This window comes from Kocuria oxytropis (assembly GCF_040981195.1).
Taxonomy (GTDB): Bacteria; Actinomycetota; Actinomycetes; order Actinomycetales; family Micrococcaceae; genus Kocuria; species Kocuria oxytropis.
Map to the genome: position 1 here is coordinate 454,546 of NZ_JAVFXA010000001.1, position 12,640 is coordinate 467,185.

Sequence of the window (12,640 nt, forward strand, 5' to 3'; positions counted from 1 at the left end):
GGGCGCGGGCCGCCCCGGCCGGTGTCCGGGCCCGGGTCAGGGGGCGCCGAGCAGCCGGAGGACGGCCGCCGCGGCCGCTCCCAGCACCACGACCAGCAGGAACGGGGCCCGCAGCATCAGGGCCGCTCCCGCCACGAGCAGCGCGCCCAGCCGGGCGTCGAGGACCAGGGCCTGGCCGGAGCCGAACGCGTTCATGACCACCAGCGCGGCGAGCAGGCCCACGGTGACGGTGCCCGCCATGCGCCCCACGCGCGGGTCGTCCAGCACCCGGCCCGGGACGAGATAGCCGACGAGCTTCAGGGCGTAGGCGAGCGCGCACGCCCCGAGCACCCAGAACCACATGCTCATGCCCCCGCCTCCTGCACTCCGGGACCGGACGCCGTCCCGGCGCCGGCACCGTCCGCCCCCGGGCCGCGGGAGCGGCCCAGGAACGCCGCGACCACGGCGGCCACCAGGATCGGCATCCCGGCGGGCAGCACGGGGACGGTCAGGGCCGTGACCACGCCGCAGACCACCGCGACCGCCACGGGCTCCCGGGCGCTCAGCCGCGGCCACAGCAGGCCCAGGAACGCTGCCACGGCGGCGCCGTCCAGGCCCCAGCGGGCGGGATCCCCCAGGGCGTTGCCGAGCAGGGCGCCCAGCACGGTGAACAGGTTCCAGAGCACGAACACGCCCAGCCCCGCCGTCCAGAACCCCCGCCGCTCCTCGACGGGGTGGACCTGCGAGGACGCGGCCGCGTTGGACTCGTCGATGGTCACGTGCGCGGCGAGGAGCCGGCGCCAGCCGCGCGGGCGGACGAGGGCGTTCATGCTCATCCCGTAGACCGCGTTGCGCACCCCCAGCAGGGTGGCGGCGCCCAGCGCGGAGGCGCCGGCGCCGCCGCCCGAGACCACGCCGATGAAGGCGAACTGGGAGCCGCCGGTGAACATCAGCGCGGACAGGGCGACGGTCTGCCAGAAGCTCAGCCCCGCGGCCACGGACAGGGCCCCGAAGGAGATGCCGTAGAGCCCGGTCGCCACGGCCACGGACAGGCCGATCCGGACGGCCGGCGAGGACCGCCAGTCGACGGGCGCCGCGTGGCTCACGGGGCGCCGCCCCCGGCGGCGGAGGACCCGGCGCCGGTCTGCGGCGCGTCGTCCGCGTGCGGCTCGGCCGTCGTCCGGCGCCCCTGGGCGGCGTCGAGGGCGTCCAGGGCCTGGACGAGGGCGAGGTGGGTGAAGGTCTGGGGGAAGTTGCCGGTCATCCGCCGCCGCTCGGGGGACCACTCGGTGGAGAGCAGCCCCAGGTCGTTGGCGCGGGAGAGCACGAGGTCCACGAGCTTGCGGGCGTCGTCCGCACGGCCCGAGCGCGCGTACTGGGCCGCCAGCCACAGGGACGCGCCGAAGTGCGGGTTGTCCTGGCCCGGGAAGCCGTCCACCCCGATCACCCCGGCGTACGCGTCGGGGTCGTCGGGGTCCACCGGGCCCAGGACGTTGCGGTAGCGGTGGATCAGCCCGCTCGGGTGGCGCAGCTCCTCCTCGATCCGCCGCACGGTGCCGAGCATCCGCTCGTCGTCGTAGGCCACGAAGCCCACCTGCGGCAGCTGGAGCAGGGAGGCGTCCACGGTCCTCGCCCCGTAGTACTGGACGAAGGAACCGGCCTCGGGGTCGTAGCCGCTCGTCCAGATCTCCTCGGCGAGGGCGTCCCGCAGCTGCTCCCACAGCTGCGCGTCGCCGGGCAGCCCGTGCAGCCGCACCGCGTCCACACCGCACTGGAGGGCCGCCCACATCAGCACGCGCGAGTGCGTGTAGTACTGCCGCTCACCGCGCATCTCCCAGAGACCCTGGTCCGTGACCTCGTAGTTGTCCACGACCGAGCGCAGCATCGCCTGCTGCAGGGGCCAGGAGAGGTGGTCCTCCACGGCGCCGCGGCGGCGGAGCCGCTCGAACACCACCATGACGTGGCCCACGGCGTCGGACTGGTGCTGGCCCGCGGCGCCGTTGCCCTCGCGGACCGGCCGCGAGCGCTCGTAGCCGGGCAGGTCGAGCTGGTGCTCGCGCCCGCGGCGCTCCCCGGCGACCCCGTAGATGTTCTGCAGGTCGTGCGGGTCGCCCGCCACGGAGCGCAGCAGCCAGTTGCGCAGCTGGGCGGCCTCGCGGTCGTGGCCGTGGTCGAGCATGACCTCGAGGGCCATCGCCGCGTCCCGCAGCCAGGCGAAGCGGTGGTCCCAGTTGCGCTCCCCGCCGACGACGTCCGGCAGGGACGTGGTGGGGGCGGCCACCAGCCCGCCCGTCTCCTGGTGCATCAGGGCCCGGACCACGAGCAGGGAGCGCCGGACCACGTCCGAGCGCCGGGCCACGGCGTGGCCGCGGACCGGGACGATGTGCACCGGCTCGTCGCCCTCCACGGCGGGCGGGGCGTAGAGCCCGGACCACTCCTGCCACAGCTCCACCGTGCGGGTGAGCTGCTCGTTGACGTCGATCGGCGCCGGGGGCGTGCGGTGGGACGGGAAGTGGGTGAGGACGAAGTCCCGGGCCTGGCCGGCGGAGACGGTGAAGGTGCCGCGGTGGCGGCGCTCGTCGTCGTCGTCGGTGGACTCGGGCAGGGGCTCCCCGCGCAGCACGAGGGCGTCCGGGCCGGCCATGGCCACGAGCATGGGCGGCGCGGAGTCGCCCCCGCCGGGGTCCTCCTCCCCCTCGAAGCGGCTGACCCAGGGGACCACGGCGCCGTAGCCGAAGCGCACGCGCAGCTCGTGGTACATCTCGACCTCGCCCGTGAGCCCCTCCACGCGGCGGACCACGTCCGTGCGGGAGGTGAGGGGCAGGAAGTCGGTCACCCGCACGGAGCCGGAGTCGGTGACCCACACGGTCTGCAGGACGAACGTGTTCTCCACGTAGAACCGCTCGGCGACCTGGGCGTCGGCCTCGTCCTCGTCGAGGTCCTCGCCGCCGGCCGCGACCGTGCAGGCGGGGGCGAGCAGCCACCGCCCGTGGTCGGCCTCCCCGAGCAGGGCGCCGAAGACCGAGGGGGAGTCGAACCGGGGTGCGCACAGCCAGTCGATCGACCCGGTGCGGGAGACGAGCGGGCCCGTGCGCATGTTCGAGAGCAGGGCGTAGTCCTCGATCAGTGAAGCCATGCCTCAAGATTCCCACATCCGCGGCGACCGACCGGGCACAGGGCTGTCCACATACCCCCAAGGGGTATATAGTGGTCCGGGACGACCCGAGGAGGACCGGATGACGCAGACCCTGCCGCCGCACGGCTACAGTCACGACAAGGATGCCTGGCTCAAGCGGCTGCGCCGCATCGAGGGACAGGTCCGGGGCATCCACCGGATGGTCGAGGAGGACCAGTACTGCATCGACATCCTCACCCAGGTCTCCGCGATCCAGTCCGCGCTCAAGGCCGTGAGCCTGGGGCTGCTCGACGAGCACCTGAACCACTGCGTGGTGGGCGCCGTCGAGGCCGCCCAGGAGTCCGGGGACCTCACCCACATCGACGACAAGCTCCAGGAGGCGTCCGCGGCCATCGCGCGCCTGCTCAAGAGCTGACCCCCTGAACCACCGCACACCCCACCGACCCCCAGAGGAGACCGTCGTGCAGACCACCGTCAACGTGTCCGGAATGACCTGCGGCCACTGCGTCCTGTCCGTCACCGAGGAGCTCACCGAGCTGGAGGGCGTCGAGTCCGTCGACGTCGACCTCGTGGCCGGCGGGGTCTCCCCCGTCGTCGTGACCTCCACCCGCGAGCTGTCGGAGGACGAGATCAAGGAGGCCGTCGAGGAAGCGGGGTACACCGTTGCCTGACACCCGCACACCCGTCCCCGCCGAGGTCGCCGGGCCGCTGCGCACCCTGGAGCTCGAGATCACGGGCATGACGTGCTCCTCCTGCGTGAACCGGGTGGAGAAGAAGCTGGGGAAGCTCGACGGCGTCGACGCGTCCGTCAACCTCGCCCTCGAGACCGCCACCGTCCACGTGCCCGAGGGCGTGAGCGACGCCCAGGTCCTCGAGACGGTCGAGCAGGCCGGGTACGGCGCCACCCTGCGCAACGCCCCCGGGGACGACGACGCGTCCGCCCCGGAGCGCCCCGACGCCATGACGAAGGTCGCCGGGCGCGAGGCGTCGTCGCTGCGCTCGCCCGAGTCCCTGCGCCGGCGCCTGCTCGTGGCGGCCGCGTTCTCCGCCCCGGTGTTCGTGATCTCCATGCTGCCCGGCTTCCAGTTCCCGCACTGGGGCTGGGTGGCCGCGGCGCTGAGCCTGCCGGTCGTGACGTGGGCGGCGTGGCCGTTCCACCGCTCGGCCGCGGTCAACGCCCGGCACCTGGCCTCCACCATGGACACCCTCGTGTCCCTCGGCGTGACCGCCGCGTACCTGTTCTCGCTGTGGAACCTGCTGCGCGATCCCGGCATGACGGCCGGGGCGATGCCCGGCCACGCCATGGACATGAGCGGCCACCAGCTCTACTTCGAGACCGGTGCCCTCGTCACCGCGTTCCTGCTGCTGGGCCGCTACCTGGAGGCGCGGGCGAAGGCCCGCTCCGGCGAGGCGCTGCGCGCCCTGCTGGAGCTCGGCGCGAAGGACGCGGTGGTCCTGCGGGACGGCGTCGAGACGGACCTGCCCGCGGAGCAGCTGCGCCCGGGGGACCTGATCGTCGTGCGCCCCGGCGAGAAGATCGCCGCCGACGGCGTGGTCGTGGACGGCCGCTCGGCCGTGGACACCTCCCTGCTCACCGGGGAGTCCCTGCCGGTGGAGGTCGAGGTCGGCGACGCCGTCACCGGCGCCACGATCAACACCAACGGCCATCTGCTGGTCGAGGCCACCCGCGTGGGGTCCGACACCACCCTGGCCCAGATGGGCCGGATGGTGTCCCGGGCGCAGTCCGGCAAGGCCCCCGTGGCGCGGCTGGCCGACCGCATCTCGGGCGTCTTCGTCCCGGTCGTCCTGGTGCTGGCCCTGGCCACCCTGGCGGGCTGGCTCCTGCTGACCGGGGACGTCAACGCGTCCTTCGTGGCCGCGGTCTCCGTGCTCGTCATCGCCTGCCCCTGCGCCCTGGGCCTGGCCACGCCCACGGCCCTGCTCACCGGCACCGGCCGGGGCGCGCAGCTGGGGATCCTGATCAAGGGTGCCGAGGTGCTCGAGGACACCCGCACCGTGGACACCGTGGTGCTCGACAAGACGGGCACCGTCACGAGCGGCCGGCTCTCGGTCGCCGCCGTGACGCCCGTGTCCGGGTACTCCCGGGACCAGGTGCTGGACCTCGCGGCCACCGTGGAGCAGCACTCCGAGCACCCCATCGCGCGGGCCGTGGCCGAGGCCACCCCGCACCGGTTCCCGGTCTCCGGGTTCGTCTCGGCCCCCGGCGGCGGAGTGCGCGCGCGCGTGACGGACGGGATGCACTCCCGCTCGGTGGTGGTCGGGCGCACCACGTGGCTGGCCGAGAACGGCGTGCGCCTGGACGGCGCCCAGCTCGACGCCCTGCGCCGCGCCCAGGAGGGCGGGTTCACCACGATCCTCGTGGCCGTCGACGGCGCCCTCGTGGGCTTCGTCGACCTGCGCGACACCGTCAAGGAGGACGCGCGCGCGGCGATCGCCCGGCTCCGGGAGCTGGGGCTGCGGCCGCTGCTGCTGACCGGCGACAACGAGCCCGTGGCCCGGGCGGTCGCCGCGGAGGCCGGCATCGCCGCCGGGGACGTCGTCGCGGACGTCAGCCCCGAGGGCAAGGTCGCGGTGGTCCGCGACCTGCAGGACGAGGGGCGCGTGGTCGCCATGGTGGGCGACGGCGTGAACGACGCCGCGGCCCTGGCCCAGGCCGATCTCGGGATCGCGATGGGCGCCGGCACGGACGCCGCGATCGAGGCCGCCGACATCACGGTGGTGCGCAGCGACGTCGGCTCGGTGCCCACGGCCATCGCCCTGTCCCGCCGGACGCTGTCGATCATCAAGTCGAACCTGTTCTGGGCCTTCGCCTACAACACGGTGGCCATCCCCGTGGCCGCCGCCGGACTGCTCAACCCGGTGGTCGCGGGCGCCGCCATGGCCTTCAGCTCCGTGTTCGTGGTGCTGAACTCGCTGCGGCTGCGGCGCTTCGGGCGCTGAGCCGTCCGCACCACGCCGCCCGGCGCCGACCGGCCCGGACCCCGTCCGGACGCGCACGACGCCCCGGGGAGGACGAGGATCCTCCCCGGGGCGTCGTGCGCTGCGCCGGCCTCAGGCGCGCGGCGCGGCCGGTCCGTCGTCGTCCGTGCCGCGGCCCGGGCGGGGGCTGTCCGCGGCGGTCGTGCCGTCCGCGGCGGGGGCGCCCTCGGCGGCGGTGCCCTCGACGGGACGCCGGCCGAGGAGGTCCTCCCCCTCGGTGTCGGGCCGCACGCGCTGGCCGAACTCGGCCTCGCCGGCGGGCCGTGCGGCGGCCTGCCGCCGGGCCCGGGCCTCGGCGTAGAGCTTGGCCGAGGAGCGGTTGACGCCCGTGCCCTCGCCGAGGTGCGGGTCGTTGGGCTTCTCCACGATCATCAGCGTGGCGCTGATCACGAGCGTCACGATGAACGCGATGCCGGCGGCGATGAAGGCGAGGTCCAGGCGCAGGGCGTTGTCCGTGCCGCCGCTGGCGAAGATCCCGACGGCCACGAACGCGATCGCGGCGAGCACCGCCGAGAGGATCAGGGGGCCCTTGACGTCGGCCCGGGAGCCGCCTCTCGAGCCCTTGCGCTGTGCCACTGGTCCTCCTCGTGAACGGGTGTCCTCGGCAGGTCGGGGCCCTGCCGTGCGGTAGCCCAGTCTACGCCGTCCCCGAGGGGGCCCGGCCCCGGCGGTCCTCGTGCCGGAGGGTCAGGGCGGCCAGCAGGTGGGTGACGCCGATGACCACCGCGGCCGCGCCCACCACCCCGAAGATCGCCTTCGCCCCGAGGTCCACGACGAGCACGAGGCCCGTGGCGGCGAGGACCGTGGTGAGCCCGGCGATGGTCCAGTCGCGGCCCAGCGGGAAGCTCGTGCGGAACCTCAGCCCGAGGGCCAGCTCGGTGAGCCCGGCCAGACCCATGACGGAGCCCGCGTAGACCACGAGCCACGCGGGGGTGTCGGCGCCCAGGACCGTGAAGATTCCGCCGAGCAGGTACAGCACGCCGTAGGACTGGGGGATCTGCCGGGTGGGGCCCATGTCCACGTGGTCGTTGCCGTTGAGGCGCAGCTGCAGGAGCACGCTCGCCGCGCCCGTCAGCACGAGGTACAGCCCCACGCCCCAGGCCACCACGGGCAGCGTGGGCTCCTGCCAGAACACGGTCACGGCGCCGAAGACCAGGGCCACGAGCGCCCGCAGCAGCGTGGGCGCGAACAGGTCGCGGTGGATGCCGGTGCTCGGGTCGGGGTTCACGGTGCGCCTTTCGGGGAGCGTGCTGCGGGGAGAACCCCGGCGGAAGGGCCCCGGCGGGGACGCCCGCGGGGCACGGGTCAGTCTAGCGACCGGCGCCCCCGCCGGGCGCCGAGAGCACCCGGGCCAGCACGGCGAGGGCGTCCGGCAGGGCGTCGCCCGCCGGGGCGGCGCCGGTGGCGCCGAAGCCGACGACGACGCCGCGGCGGCCGCCCCCGGCGCCGTGCGCCCAGTACGAGCCCAGGGCCGCCACCCGCACGCCCGCGGCCGCGGCGCGGTCCACGACGTCCTGCTCCTCGAACGGCACCTCCCCGGTGAACTCCAGGACGGCGTGCAGACCGCCGTCCATGGGCACGGCCCGCACCCCGCGGACCTCCGCGAGGGCCTCGGTGAGCAGGTCCCGCCGGCGGCGGTACTCCCGCCGCATCCGGGCGGTGTGCCGGCGCAGCCCGCCCTCGGCGAGGTAGCGGGCCATCGCGTCCTGGGCCACCGCGGAGGCCGGGTTGCCCAGGTCCGTGCGCAGCCGCAGCAGGTCCTCCCGCAGGGCGGGCGGGGCCAGCAGGTAGCCCACCCCCAGGCCGGGCGCCAGCACCTTGGTGAAGGAGCCCAGGGTGGCCACGTGACCGCCGGCGCCGAGCAGCCGTCCCGGGGCGGGCGGCTCCGGGACCGTGCCCGGGGCGTGGTCGAGGGAGGACAGGGCGGGCAGCGGCTCGCCCACGTAGCGAAGCTCCGAGTCGTAGTCGTCCTCCACGATCAGCGCGTCGTGGGCGCGCGCCCAGCCGAGCAGCTCGAGCCGGCGGGCGGCGGGCATCGACGCCCCGAGGGGGTACTGGTGGCTGGGGGTCACGATCACGGCGTCCGGGGACCGGTCGATCTCCCACCGGCCCGGCCCGGACCACGCCCCGGACGGCAGCCGGGCGGGGTCCAGCCCCTGGTCGTCGATCGGCACCGGCAGCACCTCGTGGCCGAGACGCTGCGGCACCCGGCGCAGCGAGGGGTAGCCGGGGTCCTCCACCGCGACCCGCAGGCCCCGTCCGGCGTGACTCCCGAGCACGGCGAGCAGCAGCTGGAGACCGTCCCGCGCGCCCGCCGTGACGAAGAGGTCCTCGGGGTCCCGGACCACGCCGCGCATCAGCCGCAGGTGCTCGGCGATCTGCTCGCGCAGCGGCTCCGAGCCCTGGGCCGGGGGCGCCCCGGTGCCGGCCGCGGCCGCGGCGTCCCGCCACGCGGCGCGCCACTGCGGGGTGGCCAGCCGTGCGGTGTCGGGCCGCCCCGGCGTGAGGTCGATCATGGGCCGCTCCCGGGCCCGGCGCCGCGGCGGCACGGGCGGGCGCGGTCCGGGCCGCGCCGCCGGGGGCTCCGCCCGGGAGCGGGCCAGGTCCGGGTGGACCACCGTGGCTCCGTGGGTCGCGTGCAGGTACCCCTCGCCGTGGAGCTGGTCGTACGCGGTGACCACGGAGCCGCGGGAGATCCCCAGCCGGGCGGCGAGCCCGCGCGTCGAGGGCAGGGGGTCCCCGGGGCGCAGGGCCCCGGAGACCACCAGCTCCCGCAGCTGCTGGACGAGCTGGGCGGGCAGCGGCGCGGGATCGGCCCGGTCCACGCGCACGGGCAGCTCCACGTCGTGGGGGTGTCGCACCGGCCGGCTCCTCTCGCACCAGGACGTCAAGTGGTCCAACAGATTCTATCGATGGTGGACCTGTCGGTGGACCACTTACGGCGGGAGGATGGAGTCCATGACCGATCTGCAGACCACCCCTGCCCAGACCCCCGCCCGCACCACCGGCTCGGACGCGACCCCGCTGACCGGCTCCCCGCTCGTCAAGCGCGGTCTCGCCGACATGCTCAAGGGCGGCGTCATCATGGACGTCGTCACCGCCGAGCAGGCCCGCATCGCCGAGGACGCCGGCGCCGTGGCCGTCATGGCCCTCGAGCGCGTGCCCGCGGACATCCGGGCGCAGGGCGGCGTGGCCCGCATGTCGGACCCCGACCTGATCGAGGGCATCCAGGCCGCCGTCTCCATCCCCGTCATGGCGAAGGTGCGCATCGGCCACTTCGTGGAGGCCCAGGTGCTCGAGCACCTGGAGGTCGACTACATCGACGAGTCCGAGGTGCTCTCCCCCGCCGACTACGTCAACCACATCGACAAGCAGCGCTTCACCGTCCCGTTCGTGTGCGGTGCCACCAACCTGGGCGAGGCGCTGCGCCGGCTCGCCGAGGGCGCCGCCATGATCCGCTCCAAGGGCGAGGCCGGCACCGGCGACGTCTCCGAGGCCACCAAGCACATCCGCACCATCCGCGGCCAGATCGCCGAGCTGCAGGCCCTCCACGCGGTGTCCCCCGACGCCCTCTACGTGAAGGCCAAGGAGCTCGCGGCCCCCTACGACATCGTCCTCGAGGTCGCCCGCACCGGGAAGCTGCCGGTCGTGCTGTTCACCGCGGGCGGCGTGGCCACCCCCGCGGACGCCGCCATGATGATGCAGCTCGGCGCCGACGGCGTGTTCGTGGGCTCCGGCATCTTCAAGTCCGGCAACCCCGCGGCCCGGGCCCAGGCCATCGTGAAGGCCACCGCCTACTTCGACGACCCGGAGAAGATCGCCGAGGCCTCCCGCGGGCTCGGCGAGGCGATGGTCGGCATCAACGTGGGCGACCTCCCCGCCCCGCACCGGCTCGCGGAGCGCGGCTGGTGAGTTCCGCACCCCGCGTCGGCGTCCTCGCCCTCCAGGGCGGGGTCGCCGAGCACGCCGCGATGCTGCAGGAGCTCGGCGCCGAGCCCGTGCTCGTGAAGACGGCCGAGCAGCTCGCCGGACTGGACGCGATCGTGCTGCCCGGCGGGGAGTCCTCCACCGTGGACCGGCTGCTGCGGCTGTTCGGGCTGCGGGAGCCGCTGCGGGAGGCCGTCCTCGGCGGCCTCCCCACGCTGGGCACGTGCGCCGGGCTGATCCTGCTCTCCTCCGGCATCGAGGACCCCGCCCCCGGCCAGCAGACCCTCGAGGTCCTGGACGTCACGGTGGCCCGCAACGCGTTCGGCCCCCAGACGGCCTCCGAGGAGGTCGAGCTCGCCTGGGGCGACGACGGGGACGTGGTGCGCGCGGCCTTCATCCGCGCCCCCGTGGTGACCCGGGTCGGCGAGGGCGTCGAGGTCCTCGCCCGGCACCGGGGCGAGGTGGTCGCGGTGGCGAGCGGGGCCGTCGTCGGCATCTCGTTCCACCCCGAGCTGACCGGGGAGACGACGGTGCACCGGCACCTGCTCTCCCTCGTGGCCGCCCGGCGCGGACTGCCCGCCTGAGCGGTCCGCTCCCGTCTGAGCGGTCCGCCCCGTCGGCGGGTGAGGCGGACCGCGGGTCAGTCCTTCTTGCGGTTCGGGACCACCATCACGGGGCCCTCGCCGTCCTGGAGCACGGCCTGCGAGACCGAGCCCATGAGCAGTCCGCGGAACCCGCCGTAGCCGCGGCTGCCGACCACCACGAGCTCGGCCGACCTCCCCGCCTCGACGAGCTGGTCGGCGGGCCGGCCGGACAGGACGAACGTCTCGACGGCCAGGTCCGGGTGGTCCGCCCGGACCGAGTCCGCGACCTGGTCCACGAGGCCCTGGGCGGGTTCGGTGAGCTGCTCCCGCACGGCCCGGTCCAGGTCGGCGGAGCCCGTCGGCATGCTCAGCGTCTCCGGGACCACGGTGAGCAGCGCCAGGCCCAGGCCGTGCCGCACGGCGTAGCGGCCCGCCGCCAGGACGGCCGGGTTGTCCCGGCCCAGCCGGTCCACGCCGACCACCACGCGGCCCGAGAAGGGCCCGGAGTCGCTGCGGGCGGACCGCCCCCGGGAGTCCCCGGGGTCCGGGAGCACGATGACGGGGCAGCTCGCGTGCGCCGCGGCGGCGGCCGTGACCGAGCCGAGCCGGCCGCGCACCCCCCGGCGGCCGCGGCGGCCGAGCACCAGGGCCGCGGCGCTCTCCGCCTCGTGCACCAGCACCCCGGCCGCGTCCCCGCGCTCGACGACGGCGACCGCCTGCACCCCGGCGTCACGGCACCGCCCGACGGCGGTGCCGGCGATCTTGTCCGCCTCCTCCTCGATCGCCTCCAGGAACGGCCCGTAGAGACTGGGGTCCACGGCCACCGGCCGCCCCATGGAGACCACCACCCTGAGCTCGCCGGCGAGGGCGCCGGCCTCCCGGATCGCCCAGTCGAGGGCGCGCTCGCTGTTCTCCGAGCCGTCGTAGCCGACGACGATCTGGTCCGCCATGTGCCGCTGCTCCCTGCTCTCGCCGACGGGGTGTGGTGCTCAGGAACGGTGCGCGGGCACCACCATGACCGGGCCGGCGGCGTTCTCCAGCACCGCCTGGGAGACCGAGCCGAGCAGCAGCCCCCGGAAGCCGCCGATGCCGCGGGAGCCCACCACGACCAGGTCCGCGGAGTGGGTGGCGTTCATCAGGATGCGGGCCGGGCGGCCCACGAAGATGTGGTGCTCCACCGTCAGCTCGGGGTGCTCCGCGGCGATCTCGTCCGAGATCTGGGTGAGCTTCTGGTCGGCCTCGTGGAAGTACCGGGCCTGGTTGAACTCGTCCTGGAACCAGGAGGGCGTGCCGGAGAGGGCGCCGTTCACGGAGACCAGCGCCAGGGCCTTGCCGTGCTCCCGGGCGTACGCCACGGCCCTGCTCAGCGCCGGGCTGCGCGAGCCGAGCGCGTCCAGGCCCACGACCACCCGGCCGGTGAAGTCGATCCGGTCCGCCTTGACCGGCCCCTCCGCCTCGAGGGCGAAGTCCCCGGCGCTGCCGCCGCGCCGGTCGGTGTGCCGTTCGGTGTGCTTGCTCTCCGCGGCCTCGGGGACGATGATCACCGGGCACTTGGCGTGCGCCGCGACCGCGGCGGACACGGAGCCCAGCCGGCCGCGCAGCGCACCGCCGCGGCCGCGCTTGCCCATGACGACCAGGGCGGCCTCGCCCGACCGCTCCACGACGGCCTTGGCGGCGTCCCCGGCCGCCTCCACGACCTCCACGGGCAGTCCCGCCTGCTCCACGGCCTGCCGGGCCTCGGCCAGGTGCTCGGAGTTCTCCTTCATCACGGCCTCGGTGAACCGCATCTCGAGACCGGGGTCCCCGACCCCGATCACGGGGTAGGCGCCCAGCAGGCGCACCGTCAGCTCCTGCGCCCGGGCCTCCTCGAGGGCGCGATCGAGCGCGTGCCGGGCCTGGTCGGAGCCGTCGATGCCGACGAGCACCACGTTGTGCCCGGAGTCGGCGGCGGACTGGTTCTCTGCGCGGGGATCACTGTTCATGTCTGCATCGTAGGTGATCCACGCCACGATGC

General features: G+C 75.1%; 13 protein-coding genes. 5 read left to right on the forward strand and 8 right to left on the reverse strand.

Features of this window, described 5'->3' with window-relative positions; all coding sequences use genetic code 11:
• Window positions 1–36: 36 nt before the first annotated feature.
• Genes QYM41_RS02090 through QYM41_RS02100 form a run of 3 tightly spaced genes read right to left on the reverse strand, consistent with a single transcriptional unit; the run spans window position 37 to window position 3,115 of the window.
• Entirely contained in the window at window positions 37–348 is a 312-nt protein-coding gene (locus QYM41_RS02090) for an AzlD domain-containing protein (RefSeq protein ID WP_368798071.1), read from the reverse strand.
• Complete coding sequence (locus QYM41_RS02095) at window positions 345–1,085, reverse strand: AzlC family ABC transporter permease (RefSeq protein ID WP_368798072.1); 741 nt, start codon at window positions 1,083–1,085, stop codon at window positions 345–347. Before QYM41_RS02095 ends, QYM41_RS02090 begins: the two co-directional genes overlap by 4 nt.
• Window positions 1,082–3,115: a glycoside hydrolase family 15 protein gene (locus QYM41_RS02100; protein WP_368798073.1), complete on the reverse strand. Its 2,034-nt coding sequence runs from the start codon at window positions 3,113–3,115 to the stop codon at window positions 1,082–1,084. The genes QYM41_RS02095 and QYM41_RS02100 overlap by 4 nt, the downstream gene beginning before the upstream one ends.
• Window positions 3,116–3,215: 100 nt before the next feature.
• Between QYM41_RS02100 and QYM41_RS02105 the strand changes: the two genes are divergently transcribed.
• The 3 genes from QYM41_RS02105 to QYM41_RS02115 are packed head-to-tail and all read left to right on the forward strand — an operon-like array spanning window position 3,216 to window position 6,076.
• Entirely contained in the window at window positions 3,216–3,530 is a 315-nt protein-coding gene (locus QYM41_RS02105) for a metal-sensitive transcriptional regulator (RefSeq protein WP_368798074.1), read from the forward strand.
• A gap of 46 nt (window positions 3,531–3,576) precedes the next feature.
• Complete coding sequence (locus tag QYM41_RS02110; RefSeq protein WP_368798075.1) at window positions 3,577–3,786, forward strand: heavy-metal-associated domain-containing protein; 210 nt, start codon at window positions 3,577–3,579, stop codon at window positions 3,784–3,786.
• On the forward strand, window positions 3,779–6,076 hold the full coding sequence (locus QYM41_RS02115; protein ID WP_497795581.1) for a heavy metal translocating P-type ATPase: 2,298 nt from the start codon (window positions 3,779–3,781) through the stop codon (window positions 6,074–6,076). The genes QYM41_RS02110 and QYM41_RS02115 overlap by 8 nt, the downstream gene beginning before the upstream one ends.
• A 111-nt stretch (window positions 6,077–6,187) precedes the next feature.
• Here QYM41_RS02115 and QYM41_RS02120 read toward each other — a convergent pair whose 3' ends face one another.
• The 3 genes from QYM41_RS02120 to pdxR form a co-directional block, all read right to left on the reverse strand.
• Window positions 6,188–6,691 carry a hypothetical protein gene (locus tag QYM41_RS02120; protein ID WP_368798076.1) on the reverse strand — a complete coding sequence of 168 codons (504 nt, stop codon included), beginning with the start codon at window positions 6,689–6,691 and terminating at the stop codon, window positions 6,188–6,190.
• Between the two features lie 61 nt (window positions 6,692–6,752).
• Window positions 6,753–7,343 carry a DUF308 domain-containing protein gene (locus QYM41_RS02125; RefSeq protein ID WP_368798077.1) on the reverse strand — a complete coding sequence of 197 codons (591 nt, stop codon included), beginning with the start codon at window positions 7,341–7,343 and terminating at the stop codon, window positions 6,753–6,755.
• Window positions 7,344–7,425: 82 nt separating this feature from the next.
• Window positions 7,426–8,976: a MocR-like pyridoxine biosynthesis transcription factor PdxR gene (gene pdxR, locus QYM41_RS02130; RefSeq protein ID WP_368798078.1), complete on the reverse strand. Its 1,551-nt coding sequence runs from the start codon at window positions 8,974–8,976 to the stop codon at window positions 7,426–7,428.
• Between the two features lie 97 nt (window positions 8,977–9,073).
• Here pdxR and pdxS point away from each other — a divergent pair, with 97 nt between their 5' ends.
• Together pdxS and pdxT are read left to right on the forward strand one after the other, a co-directional pair.
• Window positions 9,074–10,027 (forward strand): pyridoxal 5'-phosphate synthase lyase subunit PdxS, encoded by a 954-nt coding sequence (gene pdxS, locus QYM41_RS02135; RefSeq protein WP_368798079.1) that lies wholly within the window; start codon window positions 9,074–9,076, stop codon window positions 10,025–10,027.
• The gene (pdxT, locus tag QYM41_RS02140; protein ID WP_368798080.1) at window positions 10,024–10,626 is read left to right on the forward strand and encodes a pyridoxal 5'-phosphate synthase glutaminase subunit PdxT; all 603 of its coding nucleotides are present in this window, start codon (window positions 10,024–10,026) and stop codon (window positions 10,624–10,626) included. Before pdxS ends, pdxT begins: the two co-directional genes overlap by 4 nt.
• A 56-nt stretch (window positions 10,627–10,682) precedes the next feature.
• Here pdxT and QYM41_RS02145 read toward each other — a convergent pair whose 3' ends face one another.
• Both QYM41_RS02145 and QYM41_RS02150 read right to left on the reverse strand, forming a co-directional pair.
• Complete coding sequence (locus tag QYM41_RS02145) at window positions 10,683–11,576, reverse strand: universal stress protein (RefSeq protein ID WP_368798081.1); 894 nt, start codon at window positions 11,574–11,576, stop codon at window positions 10,683–10,685.
• A 39-nt stretch (window positions 11,577–11,615) separates the two neighbouring features.
• The gene (locus QYM41_RS02150; RefSeq protein WP_368798082.1) at window positions 11,616–12,608 is read right to left on the reverse strand and encodes a universal stress protein; all 993 of its coding nucleotides are present in this window, start codon (window positions 12,606–12,608) and stop codon (window positions 11,616–11,618) included.
• Between the last annotated feature and the right edge of the window lie 32 nt (window positions 12,609–12,640).

Coding starts and splice junctions, on each gene's coding strand:
- QYM41_RS02090 (WP_368798071.1), bottom strand. CDS start 348: ATGAGCATGTGGTTCTGGGTGCTCGGGGCGTGCGCGCTCGCCTACGCC.
- QYM41_RS02100 (WP_368798073.1), bottom strand. CDS start 3,115: ATGGCTTCACTGATCGAGGACTACGCCCTGCTCTCGAACATGCGCACG.
- QYM41_RS02105 (WP_368798074.1), top strand. CDS start 3,216: ATGACGCAGACCCTGCCGCCGCACGGCTACAGTCACGACAAGGATGCC.
- pdxS (WP_368798079.1), top strand. CDS start 9,074: ATGACCGATCTGCAGACCACCCCTGCCCAGACCCCCGCCCGCACCACC.
- QYM41_RS02145 (WP_368798081.1), bottom strand. CDS start 11,576: ATGGCGGACCAGATCGTCGTCGGCTACGACGGCTCGGAGAACAGCGAG.
- QYM41_RS02150 (WP_368798082.1), bottom strand. CDS start 12,608: ATGAACAGTGATCCCCGCGCAGAGAACCAGTCCGCCGCCGACTCCGGG.